15 protein-coding genes and 1 tRNA gene are annotated in these 23,318 nt (G+C 71.5%); 8 read left to right on the top strand and 8 right to left on the bottom strand.

Going from position 1 to position 23,318, the window contains the following annotated elements; all coding sequences use genetic code 11:
- Positions 1-42: 42 nt before the first annotated feature.
- Positions 43-411, bottom strand: a complete 369-nt coding sequence (paaI, locus tag AB0M26_RS04645; protein ID WP_365254553.1) for a hydroxyphenylacetyl-CoA thioesterase PaaI — start codon at positions 409-411, stop codon at positions 43-45.
- Positions 412-598: 187 nt separating this feature from the next.
- On the opposite strand from paaI, the gene AB0M26_RS04640 reads away from it, so the two are divergent.
- The 4 genes from AB0M26_RS04640 to AB0M26_RS04625 all read left to right on the top strand — a co-directional run bounded on the left by AB0M26_RS04640 (position 599) and on the right by AB0M26_RS04625 (position 11,417).
- The gene (locus tag AB0M26_RS04640; protein WP_365254411.1) at positions 599-997 is read left to right on the top strand and encodes an acyl carrier protein; all 399 of its coding nucleotides are present in this window, start codon (positions 599-601) and stop codon (positions 995-997) included.
- 84 nt (positions 998-1,081) lie between these two features.
- Positions 1,082-7,543 carry an SDR family NAD(P)-dependent oxidoreductase gene (locus AB0M26_RS04635; protein ID WP_365254409.1) on the top strand — a complete coding sequence of 2,154 codons (6,462 nt, stop codon included), beginning with the start codon at positions 1,082-1,084 and terminating at the stop codon, positions 7,541-7,543.
- A gap of 16 nt (positions 7,544-7,559) precedes the next feature.
- Positions 7,560-9,821: a polyketide synthase gene (locus AB0M26_RS04630; protein WP_365254406.1), complete on the top strand. Its 2,262-nt coding sequence runs from the start codon at positions 7,560-7,562 to the stop codon at positions 9,819-9,821.
- Positions 9,822-9,845: 24 nt separating this feature from the next.
- The gene (locus AB0M26_RS04625) at positions 9,846-11,417 is read left to right on the top strand and encodes a fatty acid--CoA ligase (protein ID WP_365254403.1); all 1,572 of its coding nucleotides are present in this window, start codon (positions 9,846-9,848) and stop codon (positions 11,415-11,417) included.
- A gap of 102 nt (positions 11,418-11,519) precedes the next feature.
- On the opposite strand, the gene AB0M26_RS04620 is transcribed toward AB0M26_RS04625, so the two are convergent.
- From AB0M26_RS04620 to AB0M26_RS04600, 5 genes are all read right to left on the bottom strand, one after another.
- Entirely contained in the window at positions 11,520-12,470 is a 951-nt protein-coding gene (locus AB0M26_RS04620; RefSeq protein ID WP_365254400.1) for an amidohydrolase family protein, read from the bottom strand.
- Positions 12,395-14,713 carry a hypothetical protein gene (locus AB0M26_RS04615; RefSeq protein WP_365254398.1) on the bottom strand — a complete coding sequence of 773 codons (2,319 nt, stop codon included), beginning with the start codon at positions 14,711-14,713 and terminating at the stop codon, positions 12,395-12,397. Before AB0M26_RS04615 ends, AB0M26_RS04620 begins: the two co-directional genes overlap by 76 nt.
- 422 nt (positions 14,714-15,135) lie before the next feature.
- Positions 15,136-16,002 (bottom strand): universal stress protein, encoded by an 867-nt coding sequence (locus AB0M26_RS04610; protein ID WP_365254395.1) that lies wholly within the window; start codon positions 16,000-16,002, stop codon positions 15,136-15,138.
- A 242-nt stretch (positions 16,003-16,244) separates the two neighbouring features.
- Positions 16,245-16,331, bottom strand: a tRNA-Leu gene (locus AB0M26_RS04605).
- Positions 16,332-16,866: 535 nt separating this feature from the next.
- Positions 16,867-18,408: an aldehyde dehydrogenase family protein gene (locus AB0M26_RS04600; protein ID WP_365254392.1), complete on the bottom strand. Its 1,542-nt coding sequence runs from the start codon at positions 18,406-18,408 to the stop codon at positions 16,867-16,869.
- A gap of 285 nt (positions 18,409-18,693) precedes the next feature.
- Here AB0M26_RS04600 and AB0M26_RS04595 point away from each other — a divergent pair, with 285 nt between their 5' ends.
- Entirely contained in the window at positions 18,694-18,927 is a 234-nt protein-coding gene (locus AB0M26_RS04595; RefSeq protein WP_365254389.1) for a hypothetical protein, read from the top strand.
- A gap of 159 nt (positions 18,928-19,086) precedes the next feature.
- Here the strand turns inward: AB0M26_RS04595 and AB0M26_RS04590 are convergent, their stop codons facing one another.
- Entirely contained in the window at positions 19,087-19,764 is a 678-nt protein-coding gene (locus AB0M26_RS04590; protein WP_365254386.1) for a GntR family transcriptional regulator, read from the bottom strand.
- A gap of 289 nt (positions 19,765-20,053) precedes the next feature.
- Here AB0M26_RS04590 and AB0M26_RS04585 point away from each other — a divergent pair, with 289 nt between their 5' ends.
- Positions 20,054-20,686: a GNAT family N-acetyltransferase gene (locus tag AB0M26_RS04585; RefSeq protein ID WP_365254383.1), complete on the top strand. Its 633-nt coding sequence runs from the start codon at positions 20,054-20,056 to the stop codon at positions 20,684-20,686.
- Positions 20,687-20,741: 55 nt separating this feature from the next.
- Here the strand turns inward: AB0M26_RS04585 and AB0M26_RS04580 are convergent, their stop codons facing one another.
- Entirely contained in the window at positions 20,742-21,641 is a 900-nt protein-coding gene (locus tag AB0M26_RS04580; protein ID WP_365254380.1) for a glutamate ABC transporter substrate-binding protein, read from the bottom strand.
- A 374-nt stretch (positions 21,642-22,015) separates the two neighbouring features.
- Between AB0M26_RS04580 and AB0M26_RS04575 the strand changes: the two genes are divergently transcribed.
- Together AB0M26_RS04575 and fdhD are read left to right on the top strand one after the other, a co-directional pair.
- On the top strand, positions 22,016-22,417 hold the full coding sequence (locus AB0M26_RS04575) for a 4Fe-4S binding protein (RefSeq protein ID WP_365254550.1): 402 nt from the start codon (positions 22,016-22,018) through the stop codon (positions 22,415-22,417).
- Entirely contained in the window at positions 22,312-23,184 is an 873-nt protein-coding gene (gene fdhD, locus AB0M26_RS04570) for a formate dehydrogenase accessory sulfurtransferase FdhD (protein ID WP_365254377.1), read from the top strand. The genes AB0M26_RS04575 and fdhD overlap by 106 nt, the downstream gene beginning before the upstream one ends.
- Positions 23,185-23,318: the final 134 nt, after the last annotated feature.

Genomic DNA, 23,318 nt, shown 5'->3' with positions numbered 1-23,318 from the left:
CGGGGGTCGGCCCTGTCGTGGCGGTCAGCCCTGTCGTGGCGGTCAGTCCTGTCGTGGCGGGGAGGTGCGGCCGGTGAGCATCTGGCTCTGTCCGCGGAACTCCGCGATGACCACGCCGTCCGAGCGACGGACCGTGACGTCGTAGACGCCGCTGCGTCCGTATCGGGCTCGCTCGACGGCCTCGGCGACAAGTTCGTCACCCGGATGTGCGGGGCGCAGATAGGTGACCTGGGCACCCTGGGCGACGGTCGCCGGGCCATGGGTGTTGCACGCGAAAGCGAACGCCGCGTCGGCCAGCAGGAAGAGGAAGCCGCCGTGCGCCGTCCCGTGGCCGTTGACCATGGTGTCCGTGATGCGCATCCACACGGACGCCCTGCCCGGGCCCGACTCCTTCAGCATGATGCCCAGCATCCGGCAGGTCTCGTCCGTGGCGTAGAGCTCCTCGGCCCGCTGCCGGGCGGCGGCGTTCGGGTCGGTCTCCTCGTGCGTCACTGTTCCCCCATTTCCCTTCGTATTCCGAAACATCTGACGCCCCGATCCTGATCCCTGCGCGGACCGGTGGTCAACAGGCATGGAAAAACCCGACCCGAGGAGCGGCATGACAACGCCCACACCCTGGCTCAAGGATTTGGCCGGAATACCACTGTCCGAGCGCCGAGCGGTGCTCGAATCGTTGGTCGTGGCCGAGTTCAAGCGTGAACTCATGATGGACGAGACGGATGTCCTGCCACATCACGAGAGCTACTTCGAACTCGGCCTCACATCGCTCGGCGCCACCGATACGAGGACGCGTCTTGAACAGGTGATCGGCCGCCCTCTGGATTCGGCGTACCTCTTCAACAACCCGACCGTCGGCCATCTCGTCGACTTTCTCGTCGCCGAGGTCCTGCCGGAATTCTTCACCACGGAGCCACCACGTCCGATGGCCGCGCAGCAGCCGGACGCTCCGACGAAGGACCTGGTCGACGACATGCTCAGGGAGCTCTATCAGTCCTGACCGGGGCACGACCAGTCCTGACCGGGGCTGAAATCCATACGCATCGCACACCGCCGTCTCATCGCAGTTGGGCAGGGATCACCAGTGACCGACACGGCTTCGCCGTCCCGTAATGACGCCATGGTCAAGCAGTTGCTGCTGGAGAAGTACGAGCCGATCGCCGTCGTCGGCATGGGCATCCGTTTCCCGGGGGACAACAACACGCCCGAGGCCTTCTCCGCATTCCTCCGTGCCGGGCTCGACGGTACGGGCCCCGTCCCGGCGGACCGCTGGGACATGGAGACATTCCAGGCTGATGAGAAGAACGCGGGGAGGCGGCCGCTCGCCGCCGGCGGAGGATTCGTCTCCGGTCTGGATGAATTCGACGCCAAGTTCTTCAACATATCCCCCAAGGAAGCCGAATTCATCGACCCTCAGCACCGCTGGGCGCTGGAATCGGCGTGGCACGCCCTGGAGTCGGCGAACATCGACCCTGCCGCCCTGCGCGGGGGCAAAGGCGGCGTGTACCTCGGTGTCGGCCAGATGGACTTCGCGATCGAGGTGGAATCGCTGGACCTCGGGGCCCTCGACGCCGCTGTGGCCGCCGGGACCGCGCACAGCGCCGCGGCCGGCCGCCTGTCGTACTTCCTGGGCTGGCGCGGCCCGTGCATGAGTGTGGACACCGCGTGCTCCTCGTCTCTGGTGGCCCTCCATCTCGCCGTCCATGGACTGCGGCGGCGCGAGTGCGACATCGCCCTGTCCGGCGGCGTGAACGTCAACCACCACCCCCGGAACCACATCGTCTACTCCCGGGCCAACATGCTGTCGCCGGACGGGAAGTGCAAGACGTTCGACGACTCCGCCGACGGCTACAGCCGCAGCGAGGGAGCCGGCATGCTGGTCCTCAAACGGCTCTCCGACGCGCGGCGCGACGGCGACACCGTGCTCGCGCTGGTGCGCGGCTCCTCGGTCAGGCAGGACGGCGAGAGCGGCGGTCTGACCGTGCCGAACGGCACCGCGCAGGTCGCCCTGATGAAGGACGCGCTCGCGAGCGCGATGCTGGAGCCCGGTGACATCGGCTACGTCGAGGCGCACGGGACCGGCACCTCGCTGGGCGACCCCATCGAAATGGGGTCGATCAACACCGTGTTCGCCGAAGGACGTACGGCGGCGGACCCGCTTGTCGTCGGGTCGGTGAAGACCAACATCGGCCATATGGAGGCCGCGGCGGGCATCGGCGGCGTCGCGAAGGTCGTCTGCCAGCTCCAGGACGCGGCGATCTACCCGCACATCAATCTGGAGACGCCCTCCCGCCACATCCCCTGGGACCGCTACCGGGTGGACGTTCCCACCGAGATACGCCCCTGGGAAGCGAAGGGCCCACGCCGCGCCCTGGTCAACTCCTTCGGCTTCGCGGGCACCATCGCCTCGGTCGTCCTGGAGCAGGCGCCTCCCGCGGCGGCCGTCCCCTCCGCACCCGACGACGGCACGGCCGTGTTCACGCTCTCCGCCAAGGACCACTCGTCCCTGCGCCAACAGGTGGAGAACTACCGGCAGTTCCTGGCGGAGCGGCCCGAGGTCGCGATTCCCGACCTGTGCCACAGCTCCAACCTCGGCCGTACGCACCTCGGGGCGCGGCTGGCCGGCCCGGTCATCTCCCGCGAGGAACTGGACCGGCTCCTGGAACGGCATCTGGAGCGCGGGGGCGACGGCGGGCACGACGGGTTCCGCGACGCCGGTGTCGCATTCCTCTTCACCGGCCAGGGCTCGCAGTACGTGGGCATGGGCCGCGGCCTCTACGACCGCTTTCCGGTCTTCCGCCGTCATCTCGACGCATGCGACCGGCTCTTCGCCACCCATCTCGGGTGCTCGTTCAAGGAGTTGATGTTCGGTCAGGCTCCGGGCAGCGCCGAGGAGATCAACCGGACGGTCCACACCCAGCCCGCGCTCTTCGCCCTCGAGTACGCGACCGCCCGCCTGTGGATGTCGTGGGGCGTGAAGCCCGGGATCCTGCTCGGCCACAGCGTCGGTGAGATCACCGCGGCGGCAATCGCCGGGCTGTTCTCCCTGCCGGATGCGGTCAGGCTCGTTGCCGCGCGGGCGCGGCTGATGCAGTCGGTGTCCGCACCGGGGGGCATGGTCTCCGTGATGGCCGCTGCCGAGGACGTCGCCCCGCTACTGGAGGGCTACGACGACGTCAGCTTCGGGGCGCTCAATTCACCCCGTCAGTGCGTCGTTTCGGGCGGCCTCGGCTCCCTGGCGAAGATCACAGGCAAGCTGCGGGCCCAGGGGCTGACCACCAAGGCGCTGCCGGTGTCGCATGCCTTCCACTCGCCGCTGATGGCCGAGGTGTTCGACGCCTTCCGGGAGGCGGTCGGCGACATCGCCTTCCAGGAGCCGCGGCTGTCCTTCGTCTCCAACCTCACCGGCGAGGTCGCCACCCTCGCCGAGGCCGGCACCCCGGAGTACTGGGTGCGGCACATCGCCGAGCCCGTGAACTTCGCGGCGGGCATGGCCTGCGTCCAGGCCCGCGGCCGGCATGTCTTCGTGGAGGTCGGACCGTCCTCCGCGCTCACCGGTATCGGCAAGCAGTGCGGTGAGGCCTCCGCGCACGTCTGGGTGGCGAGCATGTCGCGTGCCGACTCCGCGGCCACCACGGTCCGCAACTCCCTGGCGCGGGTCTACGAAGCGGGGCTTCCCGTCTCCTGGAGCGGCTACCACGAGGAGCGTCCCGGACGCCGCCTCGCGCTGCCGGGGTATGCGTTCGCCAGGAAGCGCTACCCGCTCCCCGGCGCGCGCGCCACGGGGGCACAGGCCGCGACAGCCATGGGCCGGGCCCATCACCCGCTGCTGGGACGTGAGGTGACCACCGAGGCCCAACGGGCCGCGGGCGAGCGGGAGTTCGCCGCCTCGCTGCATCCGGGCGCCCCCGCGTATCTGGCCGACCACGTGGTCATGGATCAGGTCGTCTTCCCGGGAGCCGGGTATGTCGAGATCGCCCTGGCCCTCCAGGACGCCGTCCACGGCGAGACCGCGCGGCTCGTCGAGGACATGAGCATCCTCGAACCGCTCTTCCTGCGCGAGGGGGAACCGGTCGAGGTCCGCACCCGGTTGCGCCCCGCCGGCGAGGACCCCGGCGGCCCGGCCACGGTCGAGATCGCCAGCCGCGTCGACGGCCGGGACGGTGTCATCGAACGTGTCCACGCCACCGCGACTCTGGGCCGCGCCCCCGCCGGGCCCGCCGCTCTCGGCGATGTGGTCGACCGGCTGCGCGTCGCGGCCGCCGCGTGCGGCACCGAGGAGATCCGGCACAGGGGGGAGGATCTCTACGAGCGCTACGCCGAGCTGGGCCTGCCGTACGGGCCCGAGTTCCGCCGGGTCGTCACCGTCGACCGGTACGCGGACGGATTTGCGATCGGTGAACTCCGCGGTCTCGACACCCCGGTGGGCGAGCATCTCCGCGCCTCCGTCCTCGACTGCGCCATGCAGACCCTCGGTGCGGCGATCGACCTCGACGGCACCTATCTGCCGGTCGGGTTCGGCCGCGTCGAGTTGCTGAAGCGGCCCAAGGGCGGGCTGCGGGTGCTGATCCAGGTGGCCCTCGACGAGGCGGGCACGGAACTGACGGCCGACATCGTGGCGTTGGAGGGATCGCGTCCGGTGTTCGTCGTCCACGGGGTGCGGCTCAAGCGGGTGGCCGGGGCACCGGCGGACCCCGGCGAGCGCATGCTCCTGCGGCCGCGCTGGATCAAGCGTTCGCTGCCCTCGGCCAAGTCCTCCTCGGGCGGCCGCCGTTCGGTGCTGGTCGTCGGCCGCGACCGGGGCACGCTGCCCGGTCTGGCGGACCGTACGGCCGCGGCGGGGCTCGATCTGCACCACGCCCCCGACGCTGCCGACGCGGGCCGTCTGCTCGCCGAGCACCCCGCGATCACGGACCTGTGCTGGTTCTGGCGGCCGGAGCCGGACCTCGACGGAGAGGCGCGGCTGCGTACCGAGTCGGAGCGGAACTACCGCGATCTGCTCGCGCTGGTGGCGGAGGCCGAACGCCTGGGCTCCGGCCGCGATCTGCGTATCCAGCTCGTCACCGAGCGAGCCCAGTGGCTGCCCGGGGACCCCGCGGATCCGCAGCACTCCGAGCCGCCGGTGGCCGCTTCGCTGTGGGGCTTCGGATCTGTGCTGCTCAACGAGTACCCGTCTCTGCGGGCCCTCCTGGTGGACCTCGAGGGCCCCGACCCGCAGCCGCTGATCGACGAGTGGCTGGCCGGGGACGCCGCGGCCGGCGAGTTCCAGATCGCCTACCGCGGTGGGGTGCGCCATGTGAAGCGCCTGACGCCCCCGACCGGCCGCGCGGCGGACCAGGGCAATGCCGAACTGCAGGTCACCGAGTACGGGCAGTTCTCCGCGGTGCGCCCGGTGCCGGTGGAGGACGTGGAGCCGGCCGGCGACGAGGTCACCGTCCAGGTGCACGCGGCGGGCCTGAACTTCAAGGACGTCCTCAATGCGCTGGGCATGCTGCGCCAGTACGCGCTGGATCACGGCATTCCGTACCGGCCTCTGCCGCTCGGCTTCGAGGCGGCGGGGACCGTCGTCGCGGCGGGTCCCGACGCCGAGTTCGGCCCCGGCGACGAGGTGCTGCTCAGCCGGCTCGGCTGCATGCGGCGCCGCGTCACCGTGCCGTCCACGGTCGTCGTGCGCAAGCCCGCCCGGCTCGGCTTCACGGAGGCCGCGGGCCTGCCCGCCGCGTACGTCACCGCGTACCACGCGCTGCACCACCTCGCGGGCCTCAGGTCCGGCGACCGGGTGCTGATCCACGCGGCGGCGGGCGGTGTCGGGCAGGCGGCCGTCCAGCTCGCCCGGCTGGCGGGAGCCGAGGTGTACGCCACAGCGAGCCCGCGCAAGTGGGAGCTGCTGCGCTCGCAGGGCGTCGAGCACATCATGAACTCGCGCACGCTGGACTTCGCGGACGAGGTACTGGAGGCGACCGGCGGCAGGGGTGTCGACGTCGTCCTCAACAGCCTGAACGGGGACTGGATCCCGGCGGGGATGCGCTGCTTGGCCCAGGACGGGCGCTTCGTCGAACTCGGCAAGATCGGTGTCTGGTCCCCCGAACAGGTCCGGGACGCGCGCCCCGATGTCGCCTACCACAACTTCGATCTCAGCGAGCTGCCCGCCGCCGAACTGGACCGTCTCAACAAGACGATCCTGACCACGGTGGCGGAGCACGTGGAGGCGGGCCGGCTGAGCCCGCTGCCCACGGTCGGCTACGCGCTCGACGAGGTCGAGGAGGCGTTCGGGGTGCTGAGCCGGGGTGCCAATCTCGGCAAGATCGTGATCGAGTTCCGCGACCGCGACGCCGACCGTCCTGCCGAGCCGGTCCGGCTGAGCCCGCGGGAGACGTATCTGATCACCGGTGGTCTCGGCGCGCTCGGCGTGGCGACGGCCCGCAAGCTCGTCGCCGAGGGCGCCCGGCATCTGGCGCTCGTCAGCCGCCGCGCGCTCCCTGAGGAGGAGGTGACCGCGCTCGTCGCCGGTCTCGGCGAGGACATCGAACTCACCGTCCACCAGGGGGACATCTCCGACGCGGCCGACGTGGAGCGGATCGTGGGGGCGCTGGCCGCGGCCGAGGCCCCGCTCGGCGGCGTGATCCACGCCGCGGGCGTGCTCGCCGACAGCCCGTTGTCCCGGCAGACGTGGGAGAGTGTCGAGACGGTGTTCCGGGCCAAGGTCTATGGCACCTGGCTGCTGCACCGGGCCCTCAGCTCCGTCCCCACGGTGCGGTTCTTCATCGGCTACTCCTCGATCGCGTCGGTGCTGGGTGCGGCCGGGCAGGCCAACTACGCGGCCGGCAACGCCTACATGGACGTCCTCATGCAGTGGCGGACCGCAGCCGGCCTCCCCGGACTCAGCGTCAACTGGGGCCCGTGGGCCGAGATCGGTATGGCGGCCTCGCTGACCGGCCAGCAGATCAGGAGCATCGAGGACCGCGGGCTGAAGTTCGTGAAGCCGGGCGCCGCCCTGCGGGTGCTGTTCACGGCACTCGGCCGGCCGTACGGTCAGACGGTCGTCGGCACGTTCGACTGGGACGCGTACGCCGCCGCGCAGCCGTTCTCCAATGCCCTGTTCAAGGAACTGCTGACGGACGGGGAGAGGGCGAACGAAAATGTCGACCTGGACGCCCTGCTCGCCCGGCCGAAGCCGGAACGGGAGGCGGCGCTTCGCGATCTGCTGCGGGCCAAGGTCGCCGAGGTGCTGCGCTACGACTCGGCCGACGACGTGGAGCCCGATGCCCGATTCGTGGATCTGGGTCTGGACTCGCTCGGTTCGGTGGAGCTGAAGAACGCGCTGGAGGCCCTGTTCAGGATCCCGCTGCCCACCTCCACGCTCTTCGACCACCCGGTCGTGCGCTCCCTCGCGGAGTTCATCGCCGGGCAGCTCCTGCCCGAGCAGGAGGACACCGCGGCGGCCGCCCCGGCTGCGGGTTCGGGGCATGCGGTCCACGACGTACGGGACCTCACGGACGCGGAGGCGGACGACGAACTCGCGGCGCTGCGCGAGCAGGCGTTCTAGGACGGAACGGAACAAGGTGACGAGCTACATCGACCATCTGGACTCCCTGTCCAAGAAGCAGCTCATGGTGATGCTGGCGCGACAGCGCCAGGAGGAGACCCAGGGCGTCGCCGTCGTCGGCATGGGCTGCCGGCTGCCCGGGGGCATCGACGACCCACGGGCGCTGTGGAGCGCCCTGCGAGAGGGGCATGTCGTGCCGACGGAGGACCCCGGTGTGCCCACCGACAGCCTCGGCCGTCCGCGCTGGAACCTCGACGCCCCCGATCTGGCACCGCTGGCCGGCCGGCTGCGCCAAGGGGCGTACCTGACGGACATCGACCTCTTCGACGCCGAGTTCTTCGGGATCCCCGAACAGGAGGCCGTGCACATGGACCCCCAGCAGCGGCTGCTGCTGGAGGCCTCGGTGCAGGCTCTCGCGGATGCCAATCTCTCCCGTGCGCGGCTCGGCCGGCGCAGCGTCGGGGTGTTCGCGGGCGCGGGTCCGGTGGAGTACCCGTACGCGTGGCTGCGCGGCGGGCTGCCGGAGGGCGCGCTGTCGGGGCACATGAGCACCGGCAGTTCGCCGAGCGCCTTCTCGGGGCGGATCGCGCTGGCCCTGCGCGTCAACGGCCCGGCGATCACGGTCGACACGGCTTCCTCGTCGATGCTGACCGCGGTGCACCTGGCGGTGCAGGCCCTGCGGCGGCGCGAGTGCGACATCGCGCTGGTGGGGACGTGCAACGTGCTGATGTCCCCGTTCAGCACCGGCATCCTGGACCGGGCTGGAATGCTCTCCCCGTCCGGCCGCAGCCGCCCCTTCACCCGGCACGCCGACGGGCATGTGAGGGGCGAGGGCTGCGGCGTGGTCGTCCTCAAGCGGTACGCGGACGCCGTGGCCGACGGGGACGTGCCGTACGCGGTGGTGCGCGGCAGCGCGGTCCACCAGCAGGGCGACCGGCCCAGCATGTCCGTGGCCTCGGCGCGCGGGCAGAAGGCCGTCATCGAACTCGCCCTGCGGGACGCGGGCGTGGAGCCTGACGGGGTGCAGTACGTCGAGGCCCAGGCGAACGGTTCCAAGCTCGGCGGCGTCATCGAGGCCGAGACCCTGGCGGAGGCCTACGCACGCCACTCCCCCGCCGCTCCCCCGCTCCATGTCGGCTCGTGCAAGGCCAATCTGGGGTACCTCGAAACCGCCTCCGGTGCACCGGGGCTGATGAAGACCGCGCTCGCGCTCGCCCACGCCGAACTCCCGCCGCAGCCGGGCGAGGACGATCTCGACCCGGACATCCCGTGGGCGCGGATGGCGCTGCGGTTCGCGGCCGAACCCACGCCCTGGCCGTCGTACGGCGGGTCGCGCCGGGCGGGGGTCAGCGGATTCGGCTTCGGCGGCACCAATGCTCATGTCGTCCTGGAGGGCGCGCCCGAACGGCCCGCCGCGGAAGCGGATTCGCCGGGGCCGTGGCTCCTCGTAGTCTCCGCGCACCACGGAACCGCGCTCGCACGGACCGCGGAGCGGCTGCGCCGTCACCTCCTCGACACCCCGGGCTGGAGCCCGTCGGCGGTGTGCCGGACACTGGCCGAGGGCCGGGATCCGCTGGCCGTGCGGTACGCGGCCGTGGTCCACGACCAGGACGGCGTCCTGGACGCGCTGGGCCGGGCCGCGGAGGGCGAACGGTCAACCGTCTCCGGCGCGGCCGACCACAGCGGGATCTTCCTCGATCTGCCCCAACCGGACCGCACGGACCTGCCGTTGGTGCTCGACGCCGTCCGTCGACCCGGGTTCGAGGGGCTGGACCGCCTGGTGCGCGATCGCGCGGCGGCCCTGGGCGCCGGTGGAACCGGGGACACCCGCTACCGCTCGTACCTGGCCTGGGCTCTGGGCTGGATCGGGCTGCTGGAGACGGTCGGACTGGATGTGGCCGGTGCCCGCTTCACCGGCCCGGGTCGGCACGCCCTGGCGGCCGTTGTCACCCGGCGCGCCACCGCCGACGACATCTGCTCCGGCCGGTGGTCCGCTGCCTCGGAGACCGGGCCGCTGCCCGGCGGTGCCTGGGAGCGGACCGATTCCGAGGGGGCCCTGACCCTGCACCGCCGTGAGTCCTCCGGTTCCGTCCCCACGCTTGCCCCGGCGCGTACGGACGTGGCCGGCTGGCTGGCGCTGCTCGCCGGGCGTTTCGGAGCGGGGGCGTCGATCGCCTTCGCGGAGCTGTGGCCCTCGCCCGGGCCGCGACTCCTCCACCTCCCGGGCCCGGCGCTCACCGGCAGGCGCCACTGGCCCGAGCACAACAACTGGCGCTGATCTCCTACGGATTGGACACCGCACATGTACTTTCCCGAACTGCAGACCGCGGCCGGCACGGTGGCCTTCCACGCCGCACGGCAGCCGGACCGGGCGGCCCTGGTGTGCGAGGGCAGGGAGGTCACCTACGGGCAGTTGCACCACGAGAGCACCCGAACGGCCCATGCGCTGCTGTCCGCCGGACTCGGCCGGGGGTCGCGGGTGGCCTACCTCGGCAAGGAGTCGGAGCACTACTACGACGTCTTCTTCGCCTGCGCCAAGACTGGGGCCGTGCTCGTACCGATCAACTGGCGGCTCACTGCCGCCGAGGTCGACCACATCCTGCGTGACTCCGGTGCTGAACTGCTCTTCGTGGAGCGCGAGTTCGCCGAGCGCGCGGAGAAGTCGCGGGTAGGGCTGCCCAACCGTCCGCTGATCGTCTCTCTGGACGGTGACGAAGAGCGCGGCGCCGGGTTCCTGGAGTGGAAGGCCGGCCTTCCGGCGGACGGGCTCCCCGTCGAGGCAGCCCCGGAGGATCCGATCGCGCAGATCTACACCAGCGGAACGACCGGGCTGCCCAAGGGTGTTGTGCTTCCGCACCGCAGCTTCTTCGCGATCCGCGACCTGCTCGCCGAGCACGGCCTCGACTGGATCGACTGGAGGCCCGAGGACAAGAGCCTGATCAGCATCCCCGGCTTCCATGTCGCAGGCATCTGGTGGGCCATGCAGGGGTTCAACGCCGGCGTGACCAACGTGGCGATGCGGATGTTCGCGGCGCACGACGCGGTGCGGCTGATCCGCGAGGAGCACATCACCACGACCTGCGCCGTACCGGCGATGCTCCAGATGATATTGGCGGAACCGGGGGCGGGGCCCGAGGACTTCACCTCCCTGCGCAAGGTGACGTACGGCGGTTCCCCGATCTCCGAGACCCTGATGACGCAGTGCATGGAGATTCTGGGGTGTGAACTGGGCCAGTTGTACGGCCTGACCGAGAGCGGCAACACCGCGCTGTGCCTGCCGCCCTCCGACCACGTTGCCGGCAGCCCGCGCATGCGGGCTGCCGGCAAGCCGTACCCGGGCGTCGAGGTCCAGGTCGTCGACTCGGGTGGGAAGCCGGTCCCCGCCGGCACGATCGGGGAGATCTGCCTGCGCACCCCGGCGGTCATGCTGGAGTACTGGGGCATGAAGGAAGCGACGGACGAGACCCTCGCCGACGGCTGGCTGCACACGGGCGACGCCGGATACCTCGACGCGGACGGCTATGTGTACGTGTGCGACCGCATCAAGGACACGATCATCGTGGCCGGGGAGAACGTCTACCCCGCCGAGGTGGAGAACGCGCTGTGCAAGCACCCGGCCGTGGCGGAGGCGGCCGTGATCGGGGTACCGGACGAGCGCTGGGGCGAAGGCGTGCTGGCATTCATCGCGCTGCGCCCGGGCATGGAGGCGAAGCCGCGCGAACTGAAGCTGTTCCTCCGCGACCGGATCGCCGAATTCAAATCCCCGCAGCGGTACGAGTTCATCGACCGCGTGCCCCGCAATCCGAGCGGAAAGATTCTCCGGCGGGAACTCCGCGAGGAGTTCTGGACCGGCCGCGACCGTATGGTGAATTGATGTGCGGGCCCGGCACCCGTCAATTCCCGTAAGAGGCGACGGAAAAGGGCTCGGGGTGGAGCCGGACGATTCCGGTTCCACCCCGAGCCTTGTGACGCGACGTCAGCGGGAGCGGCAGCAGCCGTGGTGGCTCCACTCGGGCGCGTGCCAATAGTGCTTCCCTTTGCGGCGTGCGGTGGGTGCGGACGCCAGGACCCGGTTCCTGTGCCGTGCCGGCGCCGCGGCCGCTGCGGGCTTCCGGAACGGTGCGAGCAGGTCGGGGACCGTGGAGAGGTAACCGCCGACCATGACCTTCCGTACGGCGGCGGCCGCGCCGATGTCCCGTAGCGGATCGCCCTCCACACACACCAGGTCGGCCAGGAATCCCGGTGCCACCGCGCCGAGTTGGTCACCGAGACCCAGGGCGCGGGCGGCGTTGCCCGTCGCCGTGGTGAGCGCCTCCCGCGGTGTGAAGCCGTACCTCACCATGACCCGAAGGTTCTGGTGGATGCTGATGCCGATGTCGTCCAGCGCCGCGTCCGTACCCGCCACGACCAGTCCCCCGGCCCGGTGCACCCGCAACAGCATGTCGACGTCGCCGACGGTCCAGGCGTGGTTGAGCTCGCCCTCGGGGCCGGCCGCGTCCTCAGCCTTTTTCAGGAGCCGCCGGTACTCCCACTCGGGGAACAGCACACGGGTGCGCTCGTCCTCGATGAGCGACCGGTCGTCGAGGAAGAGCTCGGAGGCGAACAGCGTGGTCGTGGAGATCCACATGCCGCTTGCGGCGAGGAGGTCAACGGAGTCCTGAAAGGTGCGCCCGGCCGCATAGCTCAACGTCCGCGAGTAGCCGAGCCGGTTGCCGCCGCCGGTGTGCTCCATTCCGTCGAGACCGGTGCGCACCGCGGGATAGAGGTAGTGCGAGGTGACGGGGACACCGTGCGCGTGCGCGCGGGCGACGACCTCGCGTTCGTAGGCGACCGGCAGCCGGATGTAGGACTTCAGCAGGTCGTACTCCAGCGCGAACGCCCGCTCCAGATCCCGGTCGAGCTGGGCGCGCGAGAACACCGGACGCATGACGCGGTGGGAACCGCGGGTGCCCTCCAGGCCCTCGCCCGCACCGAAGAAGCGCGGCCCCACCTTTGCGCCCGCCGCCAGCGCTTCCCTGGTCTCCACCATCGGTAGGCGGGATCGCCCGGTGAGCGGCTGGTGGTGACCCCGTACGCGAGCCAGGCCCGGCCCTGGCGGTCACCCCACTGGGGGCCGCGCCAGTGCCAATGGTTGTGCGTGTCGATCAGGCCGGGCATGGCGGTCAGGTCGGTTGCGTCGACGACCGCGGCGCTCCGCACCGCACCCCGGCGGGTGACCTCCTCGATCCGCCCGTCGGCGACGACGACGTCCACGTCGTGGCGGAGGCTGGGGCCGGTGCCGTCCCAGAGGGCCCCGGCACGTACGACGGTGCGCCCGGAGGGGGCGGGACGGCGCTTCCAGCTCAGCTGCGCCGGTACGGTGCTGGGCGCGCCGCCGCCCAACGGCACGGTCCGCAACCGCCCGTTGGAGAGGTGGAGCAGCGTGCTGCTGCTTACCCCGACCGACAGCGAGTCCGTGGTCTCGTCGGTGATGCGCTGCGGCTCGCCGGTGATCCGGCCGGTGGCGTCGACAGGAATGCGCCACGCCAGGCTCTCCATGCCTACGACGAGATGCGTCCCGTCGGGCGTCCACAGCGGTCCGTCACCGCTGCGGGTGGAGAGCGAACGTCCCGGTGCCGGAGCCTGGTAGCGCACCTCGTGGCGGTCCAGGTCGACGGTGAGGATCTGGTTGTGGCCGTTCGAGCTGCGCTTGGAGTACGGCGCGAGCGCGGCCAGGGCGAGAATCGAGCCGTCGGGCGACCAGGCCGGGGGCCCTGGCTGGTAAAGCGCCTCCACGACCTGCGTGACGGTGCCGTCCGCGACGGTCAGCACCCAGGTCGCGCCGCTCTCGTCCTGGTACGCGATACGGGACCCGTCGGGCGACCAGCGCGGGGCGAGCTGGGCGTTCGGAAGATCGGTGAGCCGCTCGCTCGTCCCGGTGGCGACGTCGTACGTCCAGAGGTTCGCCGTGCCTGCGCGGTCGCTCACATACACCAGTGAGCGACCGTCGGGTGCCCAGTCGGGCGCGGAGTTGAAATAGCCGTCGGCCACGATCTTCTGCGGGCGCCCGCCGACGGGCAGGAGCCACAGCGCGTTCAGCGCGCGGAAGGCGACGGTGCGGCCGTCCGGCGAGAGGACGGGGTCGGCGATGCCGAGCACATCGCGCGTATGTCCGGGACGCAGGTCCGGGGTCTTGCGGCGGTAGGGCGTACGGGCCACGGCAACGGCGGCGGTGAAGGGGATCGCCTTGCTGCCGCCTCCCGACTGCCCGCGACGGCGGATCAGACCGTCGGCGGTGTAGAGGAGTTCGTCGTCGGAGAGCCAGCTCGGGGCCAGCGGGAACACGTCCTCGCCGTCCGTCAACGGCCGGTCGTCCACCATGAGTTCGGCCTTGGGCCCGGTCACGCGGACGTAGCCGAGGCTGCGGCCGTCGGGGCTGAACGCCGGTCCGTGGAGCGTCGCGCCCTGGGGTCCGGTCAGCAGGCGCTCGGTCTCCCCCGTCCGGATGTCCATGGCGTGGATCGTCCCGCCGTCGGCATAGGCGACTCGCCGGCCGTCCGGAGACCAGGTGGGCATGGAGACGGCCCGGTCGCCGTCGGTCAGTGCGCGCTGTGCGCCGGTCGCGGTGTCCAGCAGCCAGACGCGGCCGGCGTTGCCCCGGTCGGAGACGAAGGCGATCGCCCTCCCGTCGGGCGAGAACTTGGGCTCCTGGTCGTAACCGGCCCCCTCGGTCAGGCGGCGGAGACCCGTGCCGTCGGCTCCGATGGACCACAGGTCGTACGCGCCGTCGCGGAAGGACTGGAACACCAGGTACCTGCCGTCCGGGGACCAGTGGGGCTGCGTCGCGTCCTGCAGATCGTCGGTGATCCGGCGGGCCTGGCCACCGAGGGCCGGGAGCAGCCAGATCGCGTTGAGCGCGTCCATGGCGAGGGTCCGGCCGTCGGGCGACACGGAGACGCAGAGATTCGCGCTCTGGTGCGTCCGCACGACGTCCGTGCCCGTGTCACCGTCCGTACGCGGCGTCGCGAACGCGGCGTTCTCCGCGCCGGGCCCGGCCCCGGCGCCACCCGGTAAGCCGCCCCATAGCCACAGCGCCCCGATCCCCGCGGCACCTCCCCGATGAAGGAGCCCGCGCCGGGAGAGCTCGCTCGAGTTCTCCGCGGACATCGGATCGGAACCGGATTTCGCCATGTGAGTCTCCCGGTCTGCAGAGGAATGTCAATACGCGTGTGCGCCATACGAGTTGGGCTATTCGACACGAGCCGCTACAGCTTCTCAAAGGCGGCTGGGGAATGCGGCCCGATAGAGGAATTCCCTCGGCATCCTTCGGCTGCGGTTCGACACCCTGCGACCGTGCACCGCTCCCCGTCCCGGCACTTTCTCGCGCTTTCCCTCGACTTCCTCTCGCCTCCCTCTCGCTTCTCCCTTCCGGTCTCTTCCGCTGCCGCCGGGCGTGGACCAATGCCATATGCGGCCCGGCACGCCCCGACACATACGCCCCCACTCACACCCGGCACGTAGGCCCCAGGCACGCGACCCCACGCACCCCCGGCGCGTATGCCCCCGGGCGCCTGACCCGCACGGCCGGCGCCGGGGCACTCCGGGGCGGGGCGTCACGGCGTCTGCGGGACTACGGCCACCGGGCACGCCGAGTGGTGCAGCAGGGCGTGGCCGACCCGGCCGAGCTGGAGTCCCCTGCGGCCGTCGCGCCGGGGTGCGCCCACCACCAGGAGGTCCGCGTCGGCCGACGCCTCCAGCAGGATGCGGTGCGCCGGGCCCTCGACGACCTGGCGGCGCACCTGCACACCGCGGCCGTCCGGCATGGCCCGGTTCAGGGCTTTGGAGAGCAGCAGCGAGGCTCGTTCGCGGTGCTCGCGCGCGGCGTCGACGACCATGTCCTCGCTCTCGAACACCGGGCAGCGCCAGGCCTGTACGGCATTCAGCGTGCATTTCCGCGCCTCCGCCTCGGCGAAGGCGAACCGGACGGCCGCGGCAGTCTCGTTCTGTGCGTCCACGCCGAGGACGACCCGGCCGAAGGCGCCCGTACGGTTCCGCTCCCCGCCCCGCACGACGATCACCGGGCACGCGGCGCGGGCCGCCACGGCGAGCCCCACCGACCCCAGCAGCCGCCCGGCGAGCCCGCCGCGTCCCAGGTCACCGGTGACCAGCGCGAACGCCTCCCGCCCCTCGCGCAGCAGCGCCGTCACCGCGTCGTCGGGCACGACCTCGCCCGACACCTTCACGTCCGGGTTGCGCAGGCGGACGCACTCGGCGCAGCAGGCGACGATGTGCTCGGCCATCACCTTCTCGGCGGGCCGCCCTGCGGACAGATACGGCCGTCGCCCTTCGTACTGCTCCCAGAGGGATGCCTGGAGGAGCCGCAGCGGGACACCGCGCGCGGCGGCCTCATCGGTCGCCCAGTCCACCGCACGGAGGCTGGACTCCGATCCGTCGACGCCGACAACCAGGGGAGACTCCATCGTCCCCACCCCTTTCCGCGGGTGCGCCGTACCTCGAGTACCTCTGGGAGAACGGTCCGCCCAGCGGCGTGTGCAGCGCGATGGGCCGGTATGCCCCCGGTCCGGGACCTTCGGCCCGCATGAAACGTCCCGCAGGGCCCGCAGGGGCCGCCCCGCGGACCCGTACTGCGTCCACGACCATGCGAAACGGGCCCCGCCAGGACATCCGTCCCGGGCGAAGCCCGCTGCGTCGTTCGTCGTGGTGGTGTCCGAGGGGGGACTTGAACCCCCACGCCCTTTACGGGCACTAGCACCTCAAGCTAGCGCGTCTGCCATTCCGCCACCCGGACGAGGTGAACCGCGGTCTCCCGCGGCGACGCCCACCACGATACCAGGGGTTCGACGCGCCTTTCACCTGCAGATCCACGGGCGTCTCTCCACCCGAAGCGATCACTGGGACACGCATGGTGACCGGCACAGGGCGCCGCCTGGCACAGCCGGAGGCGGCGGCCGCTGACGCCGCTGCGCAAGCGGCGGTCGGCGGAGATCCGGCGGGTCTATCACGGCCCGCAGGTGACGCGGCGGCCCCGTAGCGGCGCTCGACGCATCCGATGCAGCCGGCTCCGGCCCCCCGCCGGGAGCCGCTGCTGCGTCGTCGCGAGCTGCTGGACCGTGGCCCGGAGCGAGCGGTGTCCGAGCCCGCGGAGTGGAGTTCTCCGCACCCCGGACGGCCGGGACGCCGGCTGAGGCCTGCGGAGCATCAGCGCGTGAGGAGGATCAGCGCGTGAGGGGGATCAGCGCGTGAGGGGGCGCGGGGCCCGGCCCGTCCGGCCTCTCCGGTCCGGTCGGTTCGGGCCGGGCCCCGCGCTCGGCGGCGGGACCTCCCTAGGGCATCAAGTGGTAGTCGGGGAAGTTCCCCGGCGGGCGCTCGCCCTCCGGGCCCCGGGTCACGGCCCGTACGAGCAGTTCGCCGCCGACGAAGGCGCCGCGCCAGGAGGCGCCGAACCCGCCGAACAGCTCGTCCTTGTCCCCGCGCGAGCGCGGCTTGCCCAGTCCCACCTTGAACGCCCGCACCTCGGAGGCGATCCGCTCGGCGGTCGTCTCGTTGTCGCAGGACAGGGTGGCGACCAGCGCGCCGTTGCTGGCGTTCATCGCGGCCAGCAGCTCGGCCTCGGTGTCGACGAGCACGATGGTGTCGACCGGGCCGAACGGCTCGGCATGGTGCAGCGGCGAACTGGGCGGCGGGTTCAGCAGCGTGACGGGTGGGACATAGGCCGAGGTGTCCTGGCCGGGGAGGAAGCGCCCGTCGTCGAGGCTGCCGCGGTGCAGTGGGACGGCGCCCCGGTCGACCGCCTCGGAGACCTGGTCGTTCAGCTCCTTGGCCTTGGCGGCGTTGATGAGCGGCCCGAAGTCCAGCTCGGGCAGCGGGTCGTCGGGCGACTCCACCGCGAGCGGGTGGCCGAGGCGCACACGCCGCACGGCCGGGAGGTAGGCGGCCAGGAACTCGTCGAAGAGGGAACGCTGGACGACGAAGCGGGGATAGGCGGTGCAGCGCTGCTTGCCGTAGTCGAAGAGCCCCGGGACGACGGCCGAGAGCTTGTCCCAGTCGCTGTACTCCCAGATGCCCCAGCAGTTCAGCCCCTCCTGCTCCAGGATGTGGCGCTTGCCGAGGTCGGCGACGTCGGAGGCCACTCGGCCGCCGGTGTCCCGGCCCCCGACGAACGACACGCAGCCGATCTCCGGCGAGCGTACGAGGGCCTCGGACAGCTCACCGCCGCTGCCGCTGACCAGGGTGACCGGCACGCCCTCGCGGTGCAGCAGCGCGCAGGCGAGGGTGAGGCAGGCGAGTCCGCCGTCGGTCGGGGTCTTGGCGATGACCGCATCCCCGGCGAGGGCCTGGACGAGCATGGCGTGGACGAGCACGCTCATCGGGTAGTTCCAGCTCGCGATGTTACTGACGGGCCCCTCCAGCGGGGCGCGGTCGCCGAGCATCCCCTCGATGCCGTCGATGTACCAGCGCACGCCGCCGATCGCGCGGTCCACGTCGGCCTGGGCGAGCCGCCAGGGCTTGCCGATCTCCCAGACGAGCAGCAGGGCCAGCAGCTCACGGTGCTCGTTGAGCGCGTCGAGTGCGGCGGCGATCCGGGCCTTGCGTTCGGCCAGCGGTACGTGCCGCCAGTCGCGGTGCTGGTCCAGTGCGGCCCGTACGGCCTCCCGGACGATGCCGGAGTCGAGCCGGGGCGGTCCTGCGATGGGGCTGCCGTCGACGGGGGTCGAGGCGGGCAGCGGGTGGCCGTCGGCCTGCCAGTCCCCGGCCCAGAGGTTGAGGACGCGGTCCTCCCGGAACGCCTCGGGGGCGATGGCGACGCAGCGTTGCCATGCGTCGGACCAAGCGGTTCCCGGCTTGAGGGTGAGGGTGGATGCCATCAGGTGTCTCCGCTCTCGTTGCACGGACGGGCGGGTCCTTGCGGCGGATGGGCGGTGCTGCACGGCGCCACCTACCCGCCAGTAATTGTCTACCGGACGGTAGTGACTGGTCGGGGATCCGTGAACGGAGTCCACGTCAACTATGAGTGAGGTCACCCAGCGCCGCGATCCGGTCCCGTATCAGGGGGCCGCCTCGGAGGGGCCCCGGGCCACCGGGATCCCGGACGACTCCAGGACCTCCTTCCCGGCCTGCGCCGCACCGGGGGGCCGCGACGATGCGCCCCTATGCCCATGGTCCTCCCATGGGGATCGGTGGAGCCGGCGCGGCGGCAGACGACCGGCTTGGTCGACGTGTTCGGCGGCAAACACGGCAGCGCCCACCTCCGCGTCGCCGCCGATCTCCCCGATCTCGTCGACTCTGCCGGCCTCGCGATGAGCACGGTGAGTTCGGTGAGTTCGGTGAGTTCGGTCTCGGGGTCGGCCCCGAAGGCGGCGGCGCGGTCGGTGTGGTGCCGATGACCGGGTCGCCGGCGGTACCCCCGCAGGAGGAGAAGCCGATCTCCCGTACCGCGTGGACGAGTTGGTGGGCCGGGGCCGCTCGCGTGGGCCGGGCCCGGACCGTGTGCGCGCACCGGCCTCCGGACCCGGCCGGTCACCCTGGGCTGGTCGGCCCCGCCGTCAGCCGGAGTTCCGCTCGCGGTACGAGGTCCGCGTGTGCTCGGTGTGCTCGCGCATGATCCGGGTGGCCCGCTGCTCGTCCCGGTCCGCGATGGCCGCGATCAGATCGCGGTGCTCGATCCAGGACTGCTTGCCCCGCTGCCGGGCGACGGGCGTGAAGCACCAGCGCACACGGCGGCCGACCCGTGCGGCGAGCTCGGCCAGCACCGCGTTCGCCGACAGCTCCATCACCGTGGCGTGGAACGCTGCGCTGGTGTCGACGACGACGTCGATCCGGTCCCGCTCCACGGCCTCCTCGCCCTGCGCGCACAGCTTCTCGAGCCGGGCGATGCCGTTGGAGGTCGCGTTCGCGGCCGCGAGGCGGGCGGCTTCGGCCTCCAGCAGGGTCCGTACGGTCAGGAGCTGGTCGACCTCCTCGTCGCTGGGCTCATGGACGAACGCACCCTGCGCGGGGCGCAGGTCGACCCACCCCTCGGTGTTCAGCCGCTGCAGCGCCTCGCGCACCGGCTGCCGCGAGACCCCGAGGTGGCCGGCCAGCTCGCTCTCGACGAGATGCCGGCCGGGCCGGAGCGCACGGGTGGTGATGAGTTCGAGCAGCGCTTCGTAGACCCGCTCGCGGAGAGGGCCGGGGCGTTCGAGCCTGGGCACGGCTCCCTGCGGAAGTCCTGCGGACGGCATCGAGGTCCCCTCAGTGCTCGGCGGCCGGATTGGTTATCGTCTACAGTTTACCGAGTACCCCATGGCCCCGCACACACGTGCACGGGTCATGTGTGCTGCACATCTCTCTCGTACGCCGCCTCGGACTCGTACACCTCCCCGGCTCACCCCCGCGCCTGACGGACACCGCGCGGCGCACGACGGGGCCCGTCACGCCGTCGCCGGCCGTGCGCGCCGGTCCCGGCATACCCCGAGCATGTGCCCAACTGATATACCGGGCACGGGTATTCGACCATTGAGGGGGTTGCTGGTGAACCAGTCTGTCGGCGTCACGCCGCGGATCCGGCGCGCGCAGGGGGAGGAACGGGAGGCGGTCGGCCGTCTGCTGAGCGACGCATTCATGGAGGACCCGGTCAGCCGGTGGGTGTTCCCGGACCGGGCGCACCGGCACGACGTACAGCCCCGCTTCTTCGGCGTCTTCCTGGACGCCGCCCTGGAGAGCGGCCGCGTCGACGTCACCGACGACCTGACGGCCGCGGCGCTGTGGCTGCCCGTCCCTGCCGGATCCGGTGAGGAGCAGGACGGGGACGACGAGATGGCCGCGCGGTTCGAGGCTGCCGACCCGGGCAACGAGCGCACCGCCGTCGTCGGCAGGCTCACCTCGGAGGCGCACCCGCAGGGCCGGGCGCACCACTATCTGCCGCTGATCGGCGTGACGCCCGCCCGGCACGGCGAGGGCCTCGGCAGGGCCCTGCTGACCGAGGCGCTCGACCGCTGCGACGACGAGGGCTCACCCGCGTATCTGGAGGCGAGCAACGCGCGGAGCAAGGCGCTCTACGAACGTCTCGGCTTCAGCGTCACTGACCGGATCGTCAGGCTTCCCGACGGCCCGCCCATGTGGCCGATGTGGTACGAGCCGGGCGCCCGCGGCATCCGGCTCTGAACTCCGGCTCAGCCCCGAGCACAGGCCTGTCCGGGCCGCAGGGGACGCCTGAACGTCAGGAGTCCTGGGCGCCCGGGCAGGGGTCCGTGTCCGGGTAGGGCACCGCGCCCGTGGTCTTCCACAGCGTCTTCGACAGCGCGTCGACCCAGGTGCCGTCCCGGTAGGAACGATTCAGCGCCTTGTTGAGGAACTCGCACATCTCGGTGTCGCCCTTGCGGTAGCCCACGCCGTAGCGCTCCGTGCTGAACGGCTCACCGACGACCTTCAGCTCGTCGGGATCCTCGGCCGCATAGCCGAGCAGGAGCGCGCCGTCCGTGGTGACCGCGTCGACCGCCCCGTCGAGGAGTTGGTCGACACAGGCGGTGTAGGTCTTGTCCGGGACCGGCTCGGCACCGTACTCGTCCTCAACGCGCTGGATCGACGTCGTTCCGGCGACCGAGCAGACCTTCTTCCCCTCCACATCGTCCGGCCCGTTGATGCGGGTTTCGTCCTTCCGCACCAGCAGCTGCTGTCCGGTCTCGTAGTACGGCCCCGCCATGCCGACGACCTTGCGGCGCTCCGGCGTGATCGAGTAGGTGGCGAGGACGAGGTCGACGGTGCCGTTCTGCAGGTATTTCTCCCGGTTCTCCGGGATCGCCTCGACCCATTTGATGTTCTCGGGCTCGATGCCCATCTTTCCGGCGATGATCTTCGCCATCTCGATGTCGAAGCCCTCCGGCTGCTTCGCGCCGGGCTCCTTCAGGCCGACTCCGGGCTGATCGATCTTGACGCCGATCGTGAGCTTGCCCTTCTCATTCAGCTTCTCCATGGAGGAGCCGGGCTCGAAGGTGGGATTGGGAACGACCCACACGTCGTCCTTGGCCTCCGGCTCCGCGTCTCCGCATCCGGCCGCCGCGAGAGCGACGGCGATGCAGGCGGCAACGCCCGCAATGGTTCTCTGCCTGCGGAAGGCCATGTGCGCTCCAGGAGTGGTGACATCGACTCACGACGATGGAGGCACGCGCGGCCCGACGCTCAACCCCGCCCCCCATCGCCGAGGCGTGAACTGTACGACACCGGCCGGGAACGAGGGTATGTAATCGGCCTGCGGGGCACGTCACACATCTCGACCACCAAGGAGTACGAGGCGACACCTGACGGCTTCGGGGCGGATCCGGCTCATGGACCAGGAGCCGGGCTCCGCCACGATCTCTGCGCCGCGACTACGACAGGTGCATACTCGGTGATGACTGCGTGCACGCCTGCAGCGGCCAGTGACAGAATGCCTTGGCCATCGCGGTCGCCGGGCGCGGGTCCGACGCCCGGATCGCCACCTAGCACGACGCCCCGCTGACCGAATCGGCCTGCGTCCACTGCGGCAACTGCATCGAGGTGTGCCCGACGGGCGCGCCGGGCTTCAATCCGGAGTTCGACATGCGTGAGGACGGGACCCGTGACGAGTCCAGTCGGACCGGGAGAAGAAGGGTCCGCGCCCACTGCGGCGTGCTGCTGTCCGACTCTGCACGTGCAGGACGACGACATCGAGAACGTCCCCTCACCGCCCGACGACCCGGTGACCGGACGGCAGTCTCTGCAGCAAGGGCCGCTTCGGCTATCAGCACATACAGAACCGGAGCTGATCAATCATGGGACGGGTCACCGAGCGACGCCGCGTTCTGCGCATCCGCGACGCGTCCGTCAGCACACGCCCCGACACGCTCGTCGCCGAGGAGCCGCTGGAGATACGGCTGAACGGCAGGCCGCTGGCGGTCACCATGCGCACGCCGGGTGACGACTTCCCGCTCGCCGCCGGATTCCTGGTGAGCGAAGGCGTCATCGGCAGTGCGGAGGAGCTGGCGAACATCGTGTACTGCGCGGGCGCGACCGTGGAGGCACCGCCGGCGACAGCTGGGGCAGGCAGCAACACGTACAACGTGGTGGACGTTCGGCTCGCGCCCGGCGTCCCCGCCCCCGCGATCACCCTCGAACGGAACGTCTACACCACGTCCTCGTGCGGGCTGTGCGGCAAGGCCAGCCTGGACGCCGTACGGACCACGGCCCGCTGGCCGATCGCCGACTCACCCCCGGTCCGGGTGGAGCCCGCACTGCTGTCCGCTCTCCCCGACCGCCTGCGGGCGGCGCAACGGGTCTTCGACCGGACCGGGGGCCTGCACGCGGCGGGACTGTTCTCGGCCGAGGGCGAGCTGCTGGACCTGCGGGAGGACGTCGGCCGCCACAACGCCGTCGACAAGCTGATCGGCCGGGCCCTGCAGTCCGGCTCGCTGCCGCTGTCCCGGTCGATCCTGGTGGTGTCCGGGCGGGCGTCGTTCGAGCTGGCGCAGAAGGCGGTGATGGCGGGCGTCCCGGTGCTCGCGGCCGTCTCGGCGCCGTCGTCGCTGGCCGTGGACCTGGCGGTCGAGACCGGGCTGACGCTGGTGGGATTCCTGCGCGGCAGCTCCATGAACGTGTACGCGGGCGAGGAGCGCGTGGCCCTGCAGGCCGCGGCCGCAGGGAGCTGAGGCGCCCGCACCCACCGCAAGGGACGGCGGACCGGCCGGCGGGGAGCGGCTCCTGCGCGGGCCGGTCCCACCGCCCGCGGCCGGCCTGCACCCGTCCGGAACGCCTCGCGGCCAGGCCCGCGATGTGCCGCACA

Source organism: Streptomyces sp. NPDC051776 (assembly GCF_040681345.1).
GTDB lineage: Bacteria > Actinomycetota > Actinomycetes > Streptomycetales > Streptomycetaceae > Streptomyces.
The sequence above is the reverse complement of the archived record's forward strand: the minus strand, read 5'-3'. Positions and strand labels throughout refer to the sequence as shown.

Bases quoted from the DNA above. Each gene is read 5' to 3' on its own strand.
- paaI (WP_365254553.1), bottom strand. From the start codon at position 411: ATGCTGGGCATCATGCTGAAGGAGTCGGGCCCGGGCAGGGCGTCCGTG.
- AB0M26_RS04640 (WP_365254411.1), top strand. From the start codon at position 599: ATGACAACGCCCACACCCTGGCTCAAGGATTTGGCCGGAATACCACTG.
- AB0M26_RS04625 (WP_365254403.1), top strand. From the start codon at position 9,846: ATGTACTTTCCCGAACTGCAGACCGCGGCCGGCACGGTGGCCTTCCAC.
- AB0M26_RS04620 (WP_365254400.1), bottom strand. From the start codon at position 12,470: ATGCGTCCGGTGTTCTCGCGCGCCCAGCTCGACCGGGATCTGGAGCGG.
- AB0M26_RS04615 (WP_365254398.1), bottom strand. From the start codon at position 14,713: ATGGCGAAATCCGGTTCCGATCCGATGTCCGCGGAGAACTCGAGCGAG.
- AB0M26_RS04610 (WP_365254395.1), bottom strand. From the start codon at position 16,002: ATGGAGTCTCCCCTGGTTGTCGGCGTCGACGGATCGGAGTCCAGCCTC.
- AB0M26_RS04600 (WP_365254392.1), bottom strand. From the start codon at position 18,408: ATGGCATCCACCCTCACCCTCAAGCCGGGAACCGCTTGGTCCGACGCA.
- AB0M26_RS04595 (WP_365254389.1), top strand. From the start codon at position 18,694: ATGCCCATGGTCCTCCCATGGGGATCGGTGGAGCCGGCGCGGCGGCAG.
- AB0M26_RS04590 (WP_365254386.1), bottom strand. From the start codon at position 19,764: ATGCCGTCCGCAGGACTTCCGCAGGGAGCCGTGCCCAGGCTCGAACGC.
- AB0M26_RS04580 (WP_365254380.1), bottom strand. From the start codon at position 21,641: ATGGCCTTCCGCAGGCAGAGAACCATTGCGGGCGTTGCCGCCTGCATC.
- fdhD (WP_365254377.1), top strand. From the start codon at position 22,312: ATGGGACGGGTCACCGAGCGACGCCGCGTTCTGCGCATCCGCGACGCG.